The sequence below is a fragment of the Geodermatophilus nigrescens genome, from assembly GCF_900129495.1.
Classification (GTDB): Bacteria; Actinomycetota; Actinomycetes; order Mycobacteriales; family Geodermatophilaceae; genus Geodermatophilus; species Geodermatophilus nigrescens.
This window is the reverse complement of sequence record NZ_FQVX01000003.1, coordinates 1,037,832-1,054,680: the sequence shown is the minus strand read 5'-3', so window position 1 is coordinate 1,054,680 and position 16,849 is coordinate 1,037,832. Positions and strand designations below refer to the sequence as shown.

19 protein-coding genes are annotated in these 16,849 nt (G+C 77.2%); 4 read left to right on the top strand and 15 right to left on the bottom strand.

Annotation, left to right across the window (positions count from 1 at the left end):
* The first annotated feature begins 2 nt into the window (after positions 1–2).
* Entirely contained in the window at positions 3–818 is an 816-nt protein-coding gene (locus tag BUE37_RS18705) for an endonuclease/exonuclease/phosphatase family protein (RefSeq protein WP_073421802.1), read from the top strand.
* A 57-nt stretch (positions 819–875) separates the two neighbouring features.
* Here BUE37_RS18705 and smc read toward each other — a convergent pair whose 3' ends face one another.
* The 12 genes from smc to BUE37_RS18645 form a co-directional block, all read right to left on the bottom strand.
* Positions 876–4,460 (bottom strand): chromosome segregation protein SMC, encoded by a 3,585-nt coding sequence (gene smc, locus BUE37_RS18700; RefSeq protein ID WP_073421801.1) that lies wholly within the window; start codon positions 4,458–4,460, stop codon positions 876–878.
* 55 nt (positions 4,461–4,515) lie between these two features.
* Positions 4,516–4,719, bottom strand: coding sequence for a hypothetical protein (locus BUE37_RS18695; protein WP_073421800.1), 204 nt, complete (start codon positions 4,717–4,719; stop codon positions 4,516–4,518).
* 149 nt (positions 4,720–4,868) lie between these two features.
* Complete coding sequence (locus BUE37_RS18690; protein WP_073422023.1) at positions 4,869–5,144, bottom strand: acylphosphatase; 276 nt, start codon at positions 5,142–5,144, stop codon at positions 4,869–4,871.
* The gene (gene mutM / locus BUE37_RS18685) at positions 5,141–6,043 is read right to left on the bottom strand and encodes a bifunctional DNA-formamidopyrimidine glycosylase/DNA-(apurinic or apyrimidinic site) lyase (protein WP_073421799.1); all 903 of its coding nucleotides are present in this window, start codon (positions 6,041–6,043) and stop codon (positions 5,141–5,143) included. Before mutM ends, BUE37_RS18690 begins: the two co-directional genes overlap by 4 nt.
* Positions 6,044–6,048: 5 nt before the next feature.
* On the bottom strand, positions 6,049–6,864 hold the full coding sequence (rnc, locus tag BUE37_RS18680; RefSeq protein WP_245794731.1) for a ribonuclease III: 816 nt from the start codon (positions 6,862–6,864) through the stop codon (positions 6,049–6,051).
* 11 nt (positions 6,865–6,875) lie between these two features.
* Entirely contained in the window at positions 6,876–7,055 is a 180-nt protein-coding gene (gene rpmF, locus BUE37_RS18675; protein WP_073421798.1) for a 50S ribosomal protein L32, read from the bottom strand.
* Positions 7,056–7,057: 2 nt separating this feature from the next.
* A complete protein-coding gene (locus tag BUE37_RS18670) occupies positions 7,058–7,681 on the bottom strand; it encodes a YceD family protein (RefSeq protein ID WP_083628854.1) in 624 nt (207 codons plus the stop codon).
* A 105-nt stretch (positions 7,682–7,786) separates the two neighbouring features.
* Positions 7,787–8,473 (bottom strand): ATP synthase subunit B family protein, encoded by a 687-nt coding sequence (locus BUE37_RS18665; protein ID WP_073421796.1) that lies wholly within the window; start codon positions 8,471–8,473, stop codon positions 7,787–7,789.
* On the bottom strand, positions 8,470–8,952 hold the full coding sequence (gene coaD / locus BUE37_RS18660) for a pantetheine-phosphate adenylyltransferase (protein WP_073421795.1): 483 nt from the start codon (positions 8,950–8,952) through the stop codon (positions 8,470–8,472). Before coaD ends, BUE37_RS18665 begins: the two co-directional genes overlap by 4 nt.
* Complete coding sequence (gene rsmD / locus BUE37_RS18655) at positions 8,949–9,503, bottom strand: 16S rRNA (guanine(966)-N(2))-methyltransferase RsmD (RefSeq protein WP_073421794.1); 555 nt, start codon at positions 9,501–9,503, stop codon at positions 8,949–8,951. The genes coaD and rsmD overlap by 4 nt, the downstream gene beginning before the upstream one ends.
* Entirely contained in the window at positions 9,500–11,698 is a 2,199-nt protein-coding gene (gene recG / locus BUE37_RS18650; RefSeq protein WP_073421793.1) for an ATP-dependent DNA helicase RecG, read from the bottom strand. Before recG ends, rsmD begins: the two co-directional genes overlap by 4 nt.
* Position 11,699: 1 nt before the next feature.
* A complete protein-coding gene (locus tag BUE37_RS18645) occupies positions 11,700–13,298 on the bottom strand; it encodes a DAK2 domain-containing protein (protein WP_175562914.1) in 1,599 nt (532 codons plus the stop codon).
* Positions 13,299–13,459: 161 nt separating this feature from the next.
* Here BUE37_RS18645 and rpmB point away from each other — a divergent pair, with 161 nt between their 5' ends.
* The gene (gene rpmB, locus BUE37_RS18640) at positions 13,460–13,651 is read left to right on the top strand and encodes a 50S ribosomal protein L28 (protein WP_073421792.1); all 192 of its coding nucleotides are present in this window, start codon (positions 13,460–13,462) and stop codon (positions 13,649–13,651) included.
* Positions 13,652–13,735: 84 nt separating this feature from the next.
* Here the strand turns inward: rpmB and BUE37_RS18635 are convergent, their stop codons facing one another.
* From BUE37_RS18635 to BUE37_RS18625, 3 genes are read right to left on the bottom strand one after another with little or no spacing between them, the layout of a single operon-like run.
* Positions 13,736–14,359: a cytidylate kinase-like family protein gene (locus BUE37_RS18635; RefSeq protein ID WP_073421791.1), complete on the bottom strand. Its 624-nt coding sequence runs from the start codon at positions 14,357–14,359 to the stop codon at positions 13,736–13,738.
* Positions 14,347–14,898, bottom strand: coding sequence for a GNAT family N-acetyltransferase (locus BUE37_RS18630; protein WP_073421790.1), 552 nt, complete (start codon positions 14,896–14,898; stop codon positions 14,347–14,349). Before BUE37_RS18630 ends, BUE37_RS18635 begins: the two co-directional genes overlap by 13 nt.
* Positions 14,882–15,916 carry a thiamine-phosphate kinase gene (locus BUE37_RS18625; protein WP_083628853.1) on the bottom strand — a complete coding sequence of 345 codons (1,035 nt, stop codon included), beginning with the start codon at positions 15,914–15,916 and terminating at the stop codon, positions 14,882–14,884. The genes BUE37_RS18630 and BUE37_RS18625 overlap by 17 nt, the downstream gene beginning before the upstream one ends.
* A gap of 92 nt (positions 15,917–16,008) precedes the next feature.
* Here BUE37_RS18625 and BUE37_RS18620 point away from each other — a divergent pair, with 92 nt between their 5' ends.
* Positions 16,009–16,242: an Lrp/AsnC ligand binding domain-containing protein gene (locus BUE37_RS18620; RefSeq protein ID WP_073421789.1), complete on the top strand. Its 234-nt coding sequence runs from the start codon at positions 16,009–16,011 to the stop codon at positions 16,240–16,242.
* A 103-nt stretch (positions 16,243–16,345) separates the two neighbouring features.
* Positions 16,346–16,849 (top strand): DUF3515 domain-containing protein, encoded by a 504-nt coding sequence (locus BUE37_RS18615; protein WP_245794730.1) that lies wholly within the window; start codon positions 16,346–16,348, stop codon positions 16,847–16,849.

The following is a 16,849-nucleotide window of genomic DNA, read 5'->3' as shown; positions in this document are numbered from 1 at the left end:
GGGTGACCGACCCCTCCGGCGTGAAGCCCGCCCCCGGTCCCGACCAGCCGCCCATCCCGGTGCGGCTGGTCACCTTCAACACCCACCACGGGGTGGGCGACGACCGCCGGCACGACCTGCCGCGGCTGGCCAAGGTGCTGGCCGCCGCCGACGCCGACGTCATCTGCCTGCAGGAGGTGGACCGGCACTTCGGCGACCGCAGCGAGGACGTCGACCAGGCGCTGCTGCTGTCCCGCGCGCTGGACATGCAGCTGGCGTGGGGCCCGGCGATCGACGAGGAGCGGCCGGGCGACGCCCCGCGCCGCCAGTACGGCAACGCGCTGCTGTCGCGGCTGCCGATCCTGATCAGCGACGTGCACCCGCTGCCGGGCACCGGCGAGCCGCGCAGCGCCCTGCGCACGCTGGTCGAGCTCGACGGCGGCGCGCTGTGGGTGACCACCACGCACCTGACCACCCGGTCGGCCGAGGAGCGGGCGCGGCAGGTGCAGCTGCTGCGCGACCTGCACACCGACTCGATGGAGACCGGCGTGGTGGTCGGCGACCTCAACGCCGCCCCGGACGCGCCCGAGCTGTCGGCGCTGCGGGCCGACTTCTCCGACGCGTGGACCCTCGCCGGCGACCGCGACGACCAGGCCCGCTGGCGGTTCTGGCAGCGCGACGAGGGCCACACCCACCCGGCGCGCGCGCCGCACGTGCGCATCGACCAGGTGTGGGTGACCCCGGGCATCCAGGTGGTCGCGGCCCGCGTGCTCGACGGTGCCGGCGCCTCGGACCACCTGCCGCTCGTGGTCGACCTGCTGGTCCCGTCCGGCGTCTGAGGCCAGGCATAGGAAGCTGTCCGCACGTTCTCGCGCCCGAGACGTGCGAACAGCTTCCTATGCCTGGGCCGGGTCGGGCTCGCGCAGCCGCTGGCTGATGACGCCGGTGATGCCGTCGCCGCGCATGCTCACGCCGTAGAGCGCGTCGGCGATCTCCATCGTGCGCTTCTGGTGGGTGATCACGATGAGCTGTGACGTCGCCCGCAGCTGCTCGACCAGGGTCAGCAGGCGGCCCAGGTTGACGTCGTCGAGCGCCGCCTCCACCTCGTCGAGCACGTAGAACGGCGAGGGCCGCGCCCGGAAGATGGCCACGAGCAGCGCGACGGCGGTCAGCGAGCGCTCGCCGCCGGACAGCAGCGACAGCCGCTTGACCTTCTTGCCGGGCGGGCGCGCCTCGATTTCCACGCCGGTGGTGAGCATGTCCTCGGGGTCGGTGAGCACCAGCCGGCCCTGACCGCCGGGGAACAGCGTCGCGAAGACGCCCTCGAACTCGCGGGCGACGTCGGCGAAGGCCGAGGCGAACACGTCGTGGATGCGCCCGTCGACCTCGCGGACGACGGTGAGCAGGTCGCGGCGGGTGGCCTTGAGGTCCTCCAGCTGCGTGGCGAGGAAGGTGTGCCGCTCCTCCAGGGCCGCGAACTCCTCCAGCGCCAGCGGGTTGACCCGGCCGAGCGTGACCAGGTCGCGCTCGGCCTGCGCGGCGCGGCGCTCCTGGGTAACGCGGTCGTAGGGCACCGGCCCGGGCGCGGGCTCACCCGCCGCCTCCGCGGCGGCGAGCCGGGCGGGCGAGGGCGGCACCGGAGCGGCCGGGCCGTACTCGGCGACCAGCGTGGGCAGGTCGACGCCGAACTCCTCGGCGGCCCGCTCCTCCAGGGCCTCGATGCGCAGCCGCTGCTCGGCGCGGGCCACCTCGTCGCGGTGCACCTCGTCGGTCAGCCGCTCGAGCTCGGCGGTGGCCGCACGGACGCGGGTGCGCACCTCGAGCAGCTCGGCCTCGCGGGCGCTGCGCTGCCGGGCCAGCTCGTCGCGCTCGGCGGCGGCGCGGGCCAGCGACGTCGCCAGGGCGGTGAGGGCGTCCTCCGCGCCGGCGCGCACGCGGGTGGCGACCTCGGCGCCCCGCCGGCGGGCCAGGGCGGCCGCGGCGGCGCGCTCGCGGGCGGCGCGCTCCTGCCGGGCCTGCCGGCGCAGCGCCTCGGCGCGGCCCGACAGCGCCCGGGCGCGCTCCTCGGCGGTGCGGACGGCCAGCCGGGCCTCGGTCTCGGCCTGCCGGGCGGCGGCGACCTCCAGCCGCAGCCGGTCGCGCTGCCCCGGGTCGGGCTCCTCGGCCGCGGGCGCCGCCTCGGCCTCGGTCAGCCGGGCCTCGAGCTCGGCGAGCCCGGTGGCCGACTCCTCGAGCGCCCGCTCGGCGCGCCGCCGGGCGGCGTCGGAGCGGTCGGCCTCGGCGGCGGCCGAGCGGGCGGCGGCGCCCAGCTCGGCGAGCTCGGCGGCCAGCTTCGACCGGGTGCGGTCGGCGGCCCGGCGGGCGGCCTGCGCGGCCTCGACGTCGGCCGAGCGGGCCTGGGCGGTCTCCCGGGCGGCGGCCAGTCGTGCGGCGAGGTCGGCGGCGCGGGCGGCCGCGGCAGTGTGCTCGCGCTCGGCCTCGTCGACCCGCGCCCGCACCTCCAGGCCCGACGGCGCCTCGGCAGCGCCGCCGGAGGCGCGGTCGGCGGCGACCAGGTCGCCGTCGACGGTGACCGCGCGGACGGTCGGGTGGGCCCCGACGAGCGCGGCCGCGGCCCCCAGGGTCGGGACGACCACGACGCCGTGCAGCGCCCGGGCCAGGGCCGGCCGCAGGTCGCCGGGCGCCTCGACGAGGTCGACCGCCCAGCGCAGGCCCTCGGGCAGCGCGGGCTCCCCGGCGCGCGACGGGGCGTCCGGGCCGCCGCTGACCAGCAGCGCGGCCCGGCCGCCGCCGACGTCGCGCAGGTGCGCCAGCGCGTCGGCGGCGCCGGTGACCCCGGCGACGGCGACCGCCTCGGCCAGCCCGCCGAGCGCCGCGGCCAGGGCCACCTCGGCGCCCGGGGCGACGGTGATCCGCTCGGCGACCGGCCCGAGCACGCCGGCCAGCGCGCCGGAGGTCCCGGCGGCGAGCACGGCGGCGGCGCCGTCGGCCGGGGCGAGGCCCTGCGCGAGCGTGTCGCGGCGGGCGGCCCAGGAGGCCCGGTCGCGCTCGGCGGCCCGCTCGGCGTCGGCCAGCTCGGTGACCGCGCGGGCCGCGGCGGTCCGGGCGGCGACGGCGTCGGCGTGCGCGGTGACCAGCGCGACGTCCTCGTCGTCGGCGTCGCCGGTGCCGGCGCGGCGCTCGTCGAGCCGGGCCTGCGCGGCCTCGGCGCGGGCGACGGCCTCCGCGGCGGCCTGCGCCAGCCGCTGCGCCTCGGCCTGCCCGGCGGCGGCCCGGGAGCGGGCGGCGGCGACCTTCCCCGACAGGCGGGCCAGGCCCTCGCGGCGGTCGGCGATCGCCCGGGTGGCCACGACCCAGGCGCGCTCCTCGGCCGCGAGCGCCTCCTCCAGCTCCGTGCGGGCGGCGACGGCGGCCGACAGCCGGCCGCGCTCGGCCGCGAGGCCGGCGGCCAGCTCGGCCTCGGTCGCGTCGAAGCGGTCGGCCTCGGCCTCGAGCTGCTCGGGGTCGCGCCCGCCGGTGCCGCCGGGGACGGGGGCCGAGAGGTGCCGGGAGCGCTCGGCGGCCAGCGAGGCGATGCCGCGGAAGCGCTCGGTCAGCGCGGACAGCCGGTACCAGGTGTCCTGCGCGGCGCCCAGGCGCGGGGCGTCGGCGGCCTGGGCGGCGTCGAGGTCCGCCTCCCGGCGCGCGACGCCGGCGAGCTCGGCCTCGACGACGGCGCGGCGGGCGCGGGCCGCGGCCTCGTCGGCGACGTCCTTGTCGAGCGCGTCGCGCAGGCCCACCAGGTCGTCGGCGAGCAGCCGCAGGCGCGCGTCGCGCAGGTCGGCCTGCACGCCGGCGGCGCGGCGGGCCACCTCGGCCTGGCGCCCGAGCGGCTTGAGCTGGCGGCGCAGCTCGGCGGTGAGGTCGGCCAGCCGGTCGAGGTTGGCCTGCATCCCGTCGAGCTTGCGGAGCGCCTTCTCCTTGCGCTTGCGGTGCTTGAGGACGCCGGCGGCCTCCTCGATGAAGGCCCGGCGGTCCTCGGGGCGGCCGGAGAGGACGGCGTCGAGCTGGCCCTGGCCGACGATGACGTGCATCTCGCGGCCGATGCCGGCGTCGCTGAGCAGCTCCTGCACGTCGAGCAGGCGCACCTTGTCGCCGTTGATCTCGTACTCGCTCTCGCCGGAGCGGTACATGCGGCGGGTGACCGACACCTCGGTGTAGTCGATCGGCAGGGCGCCGTCGGCGTTGTCGATGGTGAGCGTCACCTCGGCACGGCCGAGCGCGGAGCGCCCGGCGGTGCCGGCGAAGATGACGTCCTCCATCTTGCCGCCGCGCAGGGACTTCGCGCCCTGCTCGCCGAGCACCCAGGCGATGGCGTCCACGACGTTGGACTTGCCCGAGCCGTTCGGCCCGACGACGGCGGTGATGCCCGGCTCCAGGCGCAGCGTCGTCGCGGACGCGAAGGACTTGAAGCCCTTGAGCGTCAGGCTCGACAGGTGCACGGGAGGGAGGCTCTCACCCGGCGGCGGATCCGCGCGCCGGGTGGTGGTGCAGGTGTTACGCGAGCGCCGGCGCGGTGGTGTCGCCGGCCATGCTCAGCAGCTCGGAGGCGATGACGGCGTCGCGGGCGGCGTCGCGCTGGGCGCGCAGCTCGCCGAGCTCCTGCTCCAGGCGGCGCACCTTCGCGCGCAGCGCCGCGTTCTCCTCGAGTACGCGGAGCTCCGCGGGCGACACGACGGAACCGAACAGGGCCTTGGCCATGGCGACAGCGGCCTTTCGACAGCGGGAGGGGTGCCCGCCGCCCCGGGAAGTCGGTCGGCGCGGGCTCGGTGCCTCCAGGGTGACAGCACCCGACACGCAGGTCAACGGCCACACTGGACACCTCCCGTGTCGGGTGGATGTCGTCTTCGTCACGCCGTGGTGAAGCCCTGTCCCCCCTGCACCGCGCGGTCCTCGGACACCACGCCGGTGACCGAACCGGGCGCGCGCGGCCCGTCGAGCGCGGCGACGACGGCCCGGACGTCGTCGGCCGGCCCCTCCAGCTCGACCTCGACGCGCCCGTCGGGGAGGTTGCGCGCGGACCCCGCCAGCCCCGCCGCGTCGGCCAGGCCGCGGACGAACCAGCGGTAGCCGACGCCCTGCACGGTGCCGCTGACCAGCACGCGCACCCGCACGTCCGGGCTCACGACCGCCTCGCGCGCGGGCGCGGCTGGCACTGCGGGCAGCTGTAGCTCGAGCGGTTCATGAACGACTCCCGGATGATCGCCGTCCCGCAGCGCGGGCAGGGCCGGTCGAGCTGGCCGTAGACGGCGAGGAAGCGGGAGAAGTAGCCGCTCTGCCCGTTGACGTCGACGTAGAGCGAGTCGAAGGACGTGCCGCCCTGGGCGAGCGCCTCGCCGAGCACGCTGCGCACGCCGTCGAGCAGGTCGCCGACCTGGGCGCGGGTCAGCCGGTCGGTGGGCCGCGCGCCGTGCAGCCGGGCCCGCCACAGCGACTCGTCGGCGTAGATGTTGCCGACGCCCCCGATCAGCGTCTGGTCCAGCAGCGCCCGCTTGACCTCGGTCCGCCGCCGGCGCAGCGCCGCGCTGAAGCCGGCCTCGTCGAAGGAGGGGTCCAGCGGGTCGATGGCGATGTGCGCGAGGCGCGACGGGATCCGCTCGGCTGTGTCCTCACCCGCCGCACCGCCCCCGGCGCACTCCTCCACCGCCAGCCCGCCGAAGGTGCGCTGGTCGACGAAGCGCAGCTCGCGCCCGCCGTCGGTGAAGGTGAACCGGGCGCGCAGGTGGGTCTCGTCGGGCTGGCTGCGCTTCTCGACGAGCAGCTGCCCGCTCATGCCGAGGTGGGCGACCACCGCCCGGCCGGAGGGGGCGCCGTCGGGCTCGGTGAGCGGCAGCCACAGGTACTTGCCGCGGCGGTGCGCGGCGGCGACGGTGCGGCCGGTCACGGCCCCGACGAAGTGCTCGGCGCCCTCGAGGTGCCGGCGGACGGCGCGCGGGTGGTGCACCTCGACCGTGGCCACGGTGCGGCCGGCGACCCAGCGCTCGAGACCGCGCCGGACCACCTCGACCTCGGGCAGCTCGGGCACGGGGGCTACTCCGCGGGTGGCGCGACCGGGTTGGCCGCCGGGTCCGCCGCCGGGTCCGCCGCGGGGCCCTCGCTGGAGACGGCCTGCCAGGCGGCCTCGGCGGCCTCCTGCTCGGCGGCCTTCTTGGTGCGGCCGCTGCCGGTGCCCCGGAGGACGCCGGCCAGCGACACCGACGCGGTGAACGTCTTGGCGTGCGGCGGGCCCTCGTCGGTGACGTCGTAGACCGGGGCACCGAGGCCCCGGGCGGCACCGAGCTCCTGCAGGCTGGTCTTCCAGTCCAGGCCCGCGCCGCGCTTGGCCGACTCGACCAGCAGCGGGTCGAACAGCCGGTGCACGATCGCCGCCGCGGCGTCGAGGCCCAGGCCCAGGTGGATGGCGCCGATCAGCGCCTCGAGCGCGTCGGCGAGGATCGAGTCCTTCTCCCGGCCCCCGGTGGTCTCCTCGCCGCGGCCCAGCAGCAGGTGCGGGCCGAGGCCGCCGGCGCCGAGCCGCCGGGCGACGCCGGCCAGCGAGGTCATGTTGACCACCGACGCCCGCAGCTTCGCCAGCCGGCCCTCGGGCAGGTCGGGCTGGCTGCGGTAGAGCTCGTCGGTGACGACCAGGCCGAGCACGGCGTCGCCGAGGAACTCCAGGCGCTCGTTGGTCGGCAGGCCGCCGTTCTCGTAGGCCCAGGAGCGGTGGGTCAGCGCCAACGCCAGCAGGCCGCCGGGCAGCTCGACGCGGAGTGCGTCGAGCAGCCAGGCGGCTGCTCGGTCGGCGTGCGCCTGACCCGCCGGCGACCCGCCCTCGGGGACCACCGGCGTGCGGGCGGCGCTGCCCACGGACGCCGTCGTCAGACGGAGAGGACCTGGCGGCCGGCGTGCTGGCCGCAGTTCGGGCAGGCCTGGTGCGGCGGCTTGAGCTGACCGCAGGCGCGGTTCGGGCAGGGGCTGAGCGTGGGGGCGCTCGCCTTCCACTGCGACCGGCGGGCGCGGGTGTTGGCGCGGGACATCTTCCGCTTCGGGACGGCCACGGTCAGTTCTCCTCAGGGTCGTCCGGACGGTCGGTGACCGCTCCGGTGGTGAGTCGGCCGGCGAGGCCGGCCCAGCGGGGGTCGACCAGCTCGTGCGAGTGGTCGGCCGGGAGGTCGTCGATGCGCTGGCCGCAGCCGGAGCACAGGCCCGCGCAGTCGTCGGTGCAGGTGGGCGAGAGCGGGAGGGCCAGGACGACGGTGTCGCGGACCATCGGCTCGAGGTCGATGCGCTCGCCCTCGACGAGGCGGACCTCGTCCTCCTCGCTCGTGGCCTCGGTGGTGCTGCCCGGGTAGGCGTAGAGCTCCTGGACGTCGAGCTGGAGCGAGTCGTGGACCGGCTCGAGGCAGCGGGCGCACTGGCCCTCGACCGGGACCTCGACGTCGCCGGAGACCAGCACGCCCTCCATCACCGACTCCAGGCGCAGGCGCAGGTGAACCGGGGCGCCCTCGGGGACGCCGACGAGCTCGAGCCGCCAGCCGTCGGGCGCGGGGACCGTCCGGTCGAGCTCCTGCATGGAGCCCGCCCGGCGGCCGAGCTCGCGCAGCTCCACGGCCCAGGGGTTGGCGGCGGGACGCCGGGCGTCGGGGCTCGCGGCGCCGGGGCGGCGGGATGGGGCGGCAGGCATGTCGGTACTCGCGGTCGTCAGGAGGAGGGGATCCGGTCCGGGGAGGTCACCGGTGGACCAGCAACCGAGACTACCCGATCCTGCCGGGGTGCCGTCCGGCCCCGCTCAGTCGCGCAGGGTCTCCCGGGCCTTCTCCACCGAGCGCAGCATCCGCTCGAGGGTCGAGCCGAAGTCGGCGAGGCGGGTGTCGACGTACTCGTCGACCTCCGTGCGCATGCGGGTGACCTCCGCGACGGTCTGCGCGCCGAGCTCGTCGGAGCGGGCGACGGCGCCGCGGTAGACCTCGGTCTCGGTGACCAGGCGCTCGTGCTCGGCCTGCGCGACGGCGAGCAGCTCCGCCTGCTGGGCCTCGGCGTCGGCCAGCACCGCCGCGTGGTGGTCGCGGGCCTCGGCCAGCAGCCGGTCGGCCTCGGCCTCGGCCTGCTCGAGCAGCTCGTCGGCCTCGGCCTGCGCGCGGGCGAGCAGCTCGTCGCGCTGGCGGCGGGCCGTGCCGAGGATCTCCTCGCGCTGGCGGCGGGCGCCGGCGACGAGCCGGTCGGCCTCCTCGCGGGTGCGGCCGGTCAGCTGCTCGGCCTCGGCCTGCGCCTGCTCGAGGATCTCGGTGCGCTGCTCGACGATCGCGCCGGCGGCGTGCACCTCGTCGGGCAGGTTCTCCCGCAGGTCGTCGAGCAGGTCGAGCAGCTGGTCGCGCGGCAGGATGCACGAGCCCGACATGGGCACGCTGCGCGCGTTCTCGATCAGTCGGCTGAGCTCGTCGACGGTCTCGTAGAGCCGGTAGACGACCTCGGTCACGCCGAACCGTCCCGCTTGGCGAGCAGCCGGTCGAGGACGGCCTTGGGGACCAGCCGGGACACGTCGCCGCCGAAGGTGGCGATCTGCTTCACCAGGCTGGAGGACAGGTGCCCGACCTGCGGGGCGGTGGGCACGAACAGCGTCTCGATGCCCGCGAGCTCGCGGTTCATCTGCGCCATCTGCAGCTCGTACTCGAAGTCGCCGACCGCCCGCAGCCCCTTGACCACCACGGGGACGTCGTGGCTGCGGCAGTAGTCGACGAGCAGCCCGCTGAAGCTGTCGACGACGACGTTGGGCAGGTCGGCGACCGCCTCGCGCAGCAGCTCCATGCGCTCGTCGACGCTGAACAGGCCGGCCTTGCCGGGGTTCACCAGCACGGCGACCACCAGCTCGTCGTACAGCCCGGCGGCCCGCGCGATCACGTCGACGTGGCCGTTGGTGACCGGGTCGAAGGACCCGGGACACACCGCTCGCCTCACGGGAGGCGACCGTACCGGAGCAACGCCTCTCCGTAGCGGCGGTCGCGGATCCCGGTGAGCGGTGTCGGCCACTCCCACGGCTCCTCGCGGGAGGACCGCTCGACGACGACCACCGCTCCCGGCACCAGCCACTCCCCCGTGACCAGCGCCCCCAGGACGCCGAGCACCTCGGCGACGGGGACGGCGTAGGGCGGGTCGGCGAGCACGAGGTCGAAGCGGGTCGGCGGCGCGCCGCCGACGACGGTGGGCACCGAGCCCGCCACCACCCGCGCGCCGGGCAGCCCGACGGCGGCGACGTTGGCGCGCAGCACCGGCAGCACCCGGGGCCCGTTCTCGACGAGCACCGCCTGCGCCGCCCCGCGCGAGAGCGCCTCGAGGCCCAGCGCACCCGACCCGGCGTAGAGGTCGAGGACGGTGGCGCCGTCGAGGTCGAGCAGCGTGCCGAGGCTGTTGAACAGGCCCTCGCGGGCGCGGTCGCCGGTGGGCCGGACGCCGCTCGGCGGCACCGTCAGCCGCCGCCCGCCGGCCGCCCCGGAGATCAGGCGCGTCATGCCTTCTCGAGGTACTCGGCGCGCTCGTCGGTGGCCAGCGCCGCCACCTCCATCGCCAGGCCCGGGTGGTCGGCCAGGCCGCGGTCGGTGGCCAGCAGCGCGGTGGCCTCGGTGCGCGCGGCGGCGATGAGCTCCTCGTCCTCCAGCAGCGAGAGCATCCGGATGCCGGAGCGGCGGCCGGACTGCGCGGCGCCCAGCACGTCGCCCTCGCGGCGGGTCTCGAGGTCCAGGCGGGCGAGCTCGAACCCGTCGGAGGTGCCGGCGACGGCGGCCAGCCGCTGCCCGGTCGACGTCGTCTCGCGGGCCTCGGTGACCAGCAGGCACAGCCCGCGGTGCCTGCCGCGGGCGACGCGTCCGCGCAGCTGGTGCAGCTGGCTGACGCCGAACCGGTCGGCGTCCATGACGACCATCACCGTGGCGTTGGGCACGTCGACGCCGACCTCGACGACGGTGGTGGCGACGAGCACGTCGACCTCGCGGGCGGCGAAGGCGCGCATCGTCGCCTCCTTGGCCTCCGGCGTCATCCGGCCGTGCAGCACCGCGAGGCGCAGGCCGGCCAGCGCCCCCTCGTCGAGCGCGCGGGCGACGTCGAGGACGGCCAGCGGCGGGCGCCGGTCGTCGTCGCCGCCCTTCGCGTCCCCGGGTGCGCCGTCGGCGTCGTCGGGGGCGTCGGTCTCGTCGTCCCCGGTCTCGTCGTCGCCGATCCGCGGGCAGACGACGTACGCCTGCCGGCCGGCGGCGACCTCCTCGCGCAGCCGCTCCCAGGCGCGGTCGAGCCACGTCGGCTTGTCGGCGACCGGCACCACGGAGCTGGCCACGCCCCCGCGACCGCTGGGCAGCTGGCGCAGGACGGAGGTCTCGAGGTCGCCGTAGACGGTCATGGCCACGGTGCGCGGGATCGGCGTGGCCGTCATGACCAGCACGTGCGGCGGCCGCTCGCCCTTGGCGCGCAGCGCGTCGCGCTGCTCGACGCCGAAGCGGTGCTGCTCGTCGACGACGACGAGGCCGAGGTCGGCGAACTCGACGCCCTGCTGCAGCAGCGCGTGGGTGCCGACGACGATGCCGGCGCTGCCGTCGGCGACCGCGGCCCGGGCGGCGCGGCGGGGCGCGGCCTTGAGCGAGCCGGTGAGCAGCACGACCTTCGTGCCCGCGGGGTCGCCGTCGAGCTCGCCGGCGCGGGCGAGCGGGCCGAGCATCGCGGAGATGCTGCGCGCGTGCTGCGCGGCCAGGACCTCGGTGGGCGCCAGCAGCGCCGCCTGCCCGCCGGCGTCGACCACCTGGGCCATCGCCCGCAGCGCCACGACGGTCTTGCCCGACCCGACCTCGCCCTGCAGCAGGCGGTGCATCGGCTGGTCGCGGGACAGCTCGGCGGCCAGCTCCTCCCCCACCTCGCGCTGCCCCTCGGTGAGGGAGAACGGCAGGGCGGCGTCGACGGCGTCGAGCAGCCCGCCGGACCGGCGCGGGCGGGCGGTGCCCGGCTCCAGGGCGGCGGCCCGGCGGCGGGCGGCGAGCACGAGCTGCAGGGTGAGCGCCTCGTCCCACTTGAGCCGGTCCTGGGCGCGCTCGACGTCCTCGGCGGAGGTGGGCCGGTGGACGTCGAGCAGTGCGGCGGCGAGGCTGAGCAGCCCGTGCCGGGAGCGCAGGTCCTCGGGCAGCGGGTCCTCGACGAAGCCGAAGCCGCCGGTGGCGTCGAGCAGCAGCTTCACCGACTTCTGGATCACCCAGGACGAGACGTCCTTGCTCGCGGGGTAGATCGGGATGAGCGCGCGGGCCCAGTCCTCGTCGTCGTCGCCGGTGATGAGGTGGAAGTCGGGGTGCGCGAACTGCTTGGAGTTGCGGTACTCGCCGACGGTGCCGGCGAACAGCCCCCAGGAGCCCTCCTCGAGCTTCCCGAACTTCCGGTTGAAGAAGACGAGCTGCATCTGCCCGGCGCCGTCGCCGACGGTGACCTCGGTGAGCGTGCCCGGGCGGTTGCGCATGCGCCGGCTGGTGACCTTGCGGACCTGCGCGAGCACGGTGACGCGGTCGCCGACCTGCAGGTCGTCGAGGCGGGCGATCTCGCCGCGGCGGGCGTAGCGGCGCGGGTAGTGGCGCAGCAGGTCGCGCACGGTGCGCAGGTCCAGCGACTCGGCCATGGCCTTGGCCGTCTTCGCGCCGAGCACGCGGGAGAGGTCGGTCTCCAGGGTGACCGCCACGTCACTCCACCCCGATCTGCAGCGGGACCGCGGCCCCGCTCTCGTAGCGCACCACCTCGACGGTCGGGTGCGCGGCGGCCAGGTGCGCGCAGGCGGCGTCGCCGAGCGCGGGGTCGGGGCCGACCAGCACGGTGGCCATCTCCCCGCCGGCCGACAGCAGCCGGTCGAGCAGGTCGCAGGCGACGGCGGCGAGGTCGGCGCCGATGACCACGACGTCGCCCTCGGCCGACCCGAGGACGTCGCCCGGGCGGCAGGGGCCCGCGCTGGTCAGCGCCTCCTGCTCGGCGACGGCTACCTCGGCCCAGCGGGTGGCCGCCGCGGCCTCGGCCATGCCGATGACGTCGTCGCCGAACCGGCGGCCGGGGTCGGCGACCGCGACGGCGGCCAGCCCCTGCACCGGGGAGCGGGTGGGCACGACGGCGACGTCGCGGCCGAGCTCGCGGGCGCGCTCGGCGGCGCGGGAGGCGGCCGGCGTGAGCGCCGGGTCGTTCGGGAGCAGCACGACCTCGGCGGCGGCGGAGGCGACCACCTCGGCGAGCACCTGGTCCTCGGTGACGCCGTCGGGACCGCAGGTGACCGCCCGCACGCCCTCCCCGGCGAACAGCAGCGCCAGCCCGTCGCCCGGGACGACGGCGACCACCGCGCGCCGCCCGGGCACCGGCTCGGCCGGCCGCACCGGCGCCAGCGGCGTGACGCTGATCCCGTGCGGGCGCCCCGCCTCGATGCCGGCCTCGATGGCCGCGCCGACGTCGGAGGTGTGCACGTGCACGTTCCACTGCCGGCCGGTGGGGGTGTCGACGCCGACGACGACAAGGCTGTCGCCGAGCGCGGCCAGCCGCCGGTGCAGGACGGCGACGGCGGCCTCGTCGGCGTCGGCGAGCAGGTACTGCACCTCGCTGCCCGGGCCCGGCGGCGGCTGGTGCGGGACGTGGCCGTGCCCGTGCCCGCCCCGCTGCGGGCGGCGGTGCAGCGGCGGGCGGGCGGGCTCGACGCCGGTCACCGTGGTGACCAGCGCGTCGAGGACCAGGCTCAGGCCCGCGCCGCCGGCGTCGACCACGCCCGCGGTGCGCAGCACGTCGAGCTGGCCGGGGGTGGCCTCCAGCGCCGCGCGGGCGCCGTCGGCGGCGGCGGTGACGACGTCGGCCAGGGCGGTGCCGCCCGCGGTGACGGCGGCGCACGCGGCCTCGGCGCCGGCCCGGGCGACGGTGAGGAAGGTGCCCTCCTCGGGGTCGGCCACCGCCGAGTAGGCGCCGTCGGCGGCCTGCTGGAGGGCTGCGGCCAGCGCCGGGCCGTCGGCGGGACCGGCACCGGCGAGGGAGTCGGACAGGCCGCGCAGCAGCTGGGCGAGGATCGTGCCGCTGTTGCCGCGGGCGCCGAGCACCGCGCCCCGCGACAGCGCCGTCCAGGCGGACTCGGCGGGCCCCGCGGCCTCCAGCGCCGCGACCGCGGCCTGCGCGGTCAGCAGCAGGTTGGTGCCGGTGTCGCCGTCGGGCACCGGGAAGACGTTGAGCTCGTCGATGCGGTCGCGGGCCCCGGACAGCGCGGCGACCGCGGTGCGGCACCACTGACCGACCGCGGCGTCGTCGAGCGCCTGCAGCACGGGCGGAGGGTACCCACGGACGACGACGGTCCCGTTCCCCGCGACGGCGGTCCCGGGCCTCGGCGACACCGTCGCGCCGGACCGGTTAGGATGGTCGACGGTCTAGCGGTCGCCGTCGGTGCGCCGCCGTCTTTCGAACGATTCTCTGGGAGTGATCCACCGTGGCTGCCGTGTGCGATGTCTGTGGCAAGGGGCCCGGTTTCGGTATGTCGGTGTCGCACTCGCACCGCCGCACGCCGCGCCGTTGGAACCCGAACATCCAGTCGGTGCGGGCGCTCGTCGCCCCCGGCAACCGCAAGCGGATCAACGCCTGCACCTCGTGCATCCGCGCGGGCAAGGTCGTCCGCGCCTGATCGCGCCGCCCCCGTGAGGGGGTGAGGGTCCGACCGAGGACCCCGGAGGTCCCCGACCTCCGGGGTCCTTCGTCGTCCCTGCGGTCAGCCGATCCCCCGCGCCCGCGCCGCGGCGACCACCAGGTCGACGACGGTGCCCGGCGGCAGCGCCGTCCCGTCGACGACGAGGTGGTAGTGCCGCACGGCGGCCGGGTCGCAGCGGTAGAAGTGCCGCACGTAGGCCTCGCGGGTGGTGTCGTTGGCCTGCATCTCCCGCCGGGTCTCCTCCTCCGGCCGGCCGTAGCGCTCCACCGCCGCCCGCAGCCGCGCCTCCGGAGGCCCGTCGAGGCGCACGTGCAGCGCGTCGGGCCGGTCCCGCAGCACCAGTGCCCCGGCGCGGCCGAGCACCACTCCCCCGGGGCCGTCGGCGATCTCGCGCAGCACCCGCTCGGTCTGCTCGCGGTAGGCGCGCTCGTCGGGCTCGCCGGTCAGCGGGACGACGCCGCCGATCGGGTCGGGCATCGCCCCGAGCGAGGCCACGAGACGCCACAGCCCGCGCACGACGCGCTCGTCGTTGGCCTCGGCGTCGTCCTGGGAGACGCCCAGGCGGCCGGCCACCCGGGCCGGGATCGCCCGGTCGTGGAAGGCGAGGCCCAGCCGGTCGGCGACCGCCGGCCCCACCTCCGGGCCACCCGCGCCGTAGGACGCGGAGATCGTCACGACGCCCACGGCCGCTCCTCCCCGGGATCGGTCAGCTGCCGGCCGAGGAAGACCGCCCCGGCCTCCCCCGCGTAGATGCCGTACCCCGGCACGGGGCGGTATCCCATCGCGGCGTACAGCCCGAGCGCCTCGGGCTGCCGGTCCCCGGAGTTGAGCACCACCGAGCGGTACCCGGCGGCGCGGGCGGAGTCCTCCAGCGCGGTGACGACCAGCTGCGCCAGGCCCAGCCGGCGGAAGGCGGGCACCACGTAGACCCGCTTGACCTCCGCCTCGGTGCCGGCGTGCCCCTCCCCGTGCCGTCGCCAGGCGCCGCAGCCGGCGGGCTCGCCGTCGACCTCCGCGACGAGGAAGAGCCCGGCCGGCGGCACGAACTCCGCCGGGTCGACGGCGGCCTCGTCGGGCCCGCCGTAGCGGTCGACGTACTCCTGCTGCACCCGGCCGACCAGGTCGCGCGCCAGCGGGTCGTCGTACGGCACCGCCCGCAGCTCCGCGGTCCGCCCGTCCCGCAGCCGCACGCTGCGCCCGGCGACCTCAGCCGAAGTGGACATGCCCGGTCCTCCCTGCGCCCACGGCCTGCGCGACGTCGGCCGCCGGCTCGCCGCTGACGAACACGCCGGCCGCGCCGTCGCGGACCCCTCCGATGACCGTCCAGCCCGCGGGCAGCGCCGCGCCGGGCGGGAAGGTGGCCAGGAGGGCATGGTCCTCCCCGCCGGTGAGCACCCAGGACAGCGGGTCGGCGCCGAGCGCCGCCGCCACCTGCTGCATCGGGCCGGGCGGCTCGAGCATCGTCCGCACCAGGGCCGCGCGGTCGACGTCGATCGCCACGCCGCTCGCGTCGGCCAGGTGCCCGGCGTCGGCGAGCAGGCCGTCGCTCACGTCGCACATCGCGCTCGCCCCGGCGTCGGCGGCGGCCGGGCCCGCGGCGTAGGGCGGCGCGGGCCGGCGGTGCGCCGCGACGGCGGCGATCGGGCTGCTGAAGCCGCGGCGCAGCACGGCCAGCCCGCACGCCGACCAGCCCAGCCGCCCGGCGACGGCGAGCACGTCGCCGGGCCGGGCCCCCGAGCGCAGCACCGGCGCGCGGCCGCCCAGGTCGCCCAGCGCGGTCACCGACAGCACGATCGCGCCGCTGTCGGGTGCCGAGGCCACCGTGTCCCCGCCGACGACGGCCGCGCCGAGCGGCGCGCACTCGGCGGCCATGCCGGCGGCCACCCCCTCCAGCCACGACGTCGGGGTGTCCGCGGGGCAGGCCAGCCCGACCAGCAGCGCGGTGGCCACCCCGCCCATCGCGGCGACGTCGGCGAGGTTGGCCGCGGCGGCCTTGTGTCCCACGTCCTCCGCCGAGGACCAGTCGCGCCGGAAGTGGCGGCCCTCGACGAGCACGTCGGTGGTGGCGACCACCCGGCCGTCGGGCACCCGCAGCACGGCGGCGTCGTCGCCGGGACCGACCTCGGCGGCCGCCGCGGAGCCCGCGCGGGCGACCACCCGCGCGATGACGCCGAACTCCCCCACCACCCGGACGGTGTCGGCCAGGTCGCCGCGGCCGGTCAGCGGACGGGGCCGTGTCACCGGCCCCACCCGGCCGCTGGGGTACGTTGCGAGCCGGTCAGCCTGCCGGTGGCAGGCAGCCACCCGCAGACTCGTCCGAGGAAGGTCGTCCCGTGGTCCACGCCTACATCCTGATCCAGACCGAGGTCGGCAAGGCCGCCCAGGTGGCGTCCACGATCAGCGAGATCGCCGGGGTGACCAAGGCCGAGGACGTCACCGGCCCCTACGACGTCATCGTGCGCGCCGAGGCCGAGAGCGTCGACGACCTCGGCCGGCTGGTCGTCGCGCGGGTGCAGTCGGTGGACGGGATCACCCGCACGCTGACCTGCCCCGTCGTCAACATCTGAGCCGCTGAGCGAGCACACCCCCGCCGAGGGCGAGCCCGCCCCGGCCGACCGGACCGCGCCCGACCCGCTGCGCCGGCTGGCCCTGCTGGCCGCCGCCGTCGTCGTGCCGGTCCTGCTGGTGCTGCTGGTCGTCCGCCTGGTGAGCGGGGGCGACGACGACCCCGCGGCGGACGACGCCCCGGTGGCCGACCTCGGCCCCACGACGGGGCAGCAGCGCGAGGACCTGCCGGTGCTGCCGGTCGAGGTCCCGCCGGCCACCCCCGAGGCGGACGCGAACTGCCCGGCGCTCATGGGTTCGCTGCCTCTGGACCTGCTCGAGGAGCCGGGCCGGATGGTGCAGTCCGACACCCCCTACGCCGCCGCGTGGGGCGAGCCGCCGGTCGTGCTGGTCTGCGGCGTCGACGCGCCCGAGGGGCTGGTGCCCGGCGAGGGCCTGTTCACCATCAACGGCGTCACCTGGTTCGTCGACCAGTCCGATCCCGACGCCACGGTGTGGACCGCGGTCGACCGCGCCGTGTACGTCGAGGTGACCCTGCCGCCCGACCTCGACAGCGCCCCGGTGACCGCGCTCAGCGGGGTCATCGCGGGCGCGCTGCCGGCGCGCTGA

Excerpts from the sequence above, each read along its gene's own strand:
- BUE37_RS18695 (WP_073421800.1), bottom strand. The coding sequence starts at position 4,719 with ATGGCCAAGGCCCTGTTCGGTTCCGTCGTGTCGCCCGCGGAGCTCCGC.
- BUE37_RS18670 (WP_083628854.1), bottom strand. The coding sequence starts at position 7,681 with ATGCCTGCCGCCCCATCCCGCCGCCCCGGCGCCGCGAGCCCCGACGCC.
- rsmD (WP_073421794.1), bottom strand. The coding sequence starts at position 9,503 with ATGACGCGCCTGATCTCCGGGGCGGCCGGCGGGCGGCGGCTGACGGTG.
- BUE37_RS18630 (WP_073421790.1), bottom strand. The coding sequence starts at position 14,898 with ATGTCCACTTCGGCTGAGGTCGCCGGGCGCAGCGTGCGGCTGCGGGAC.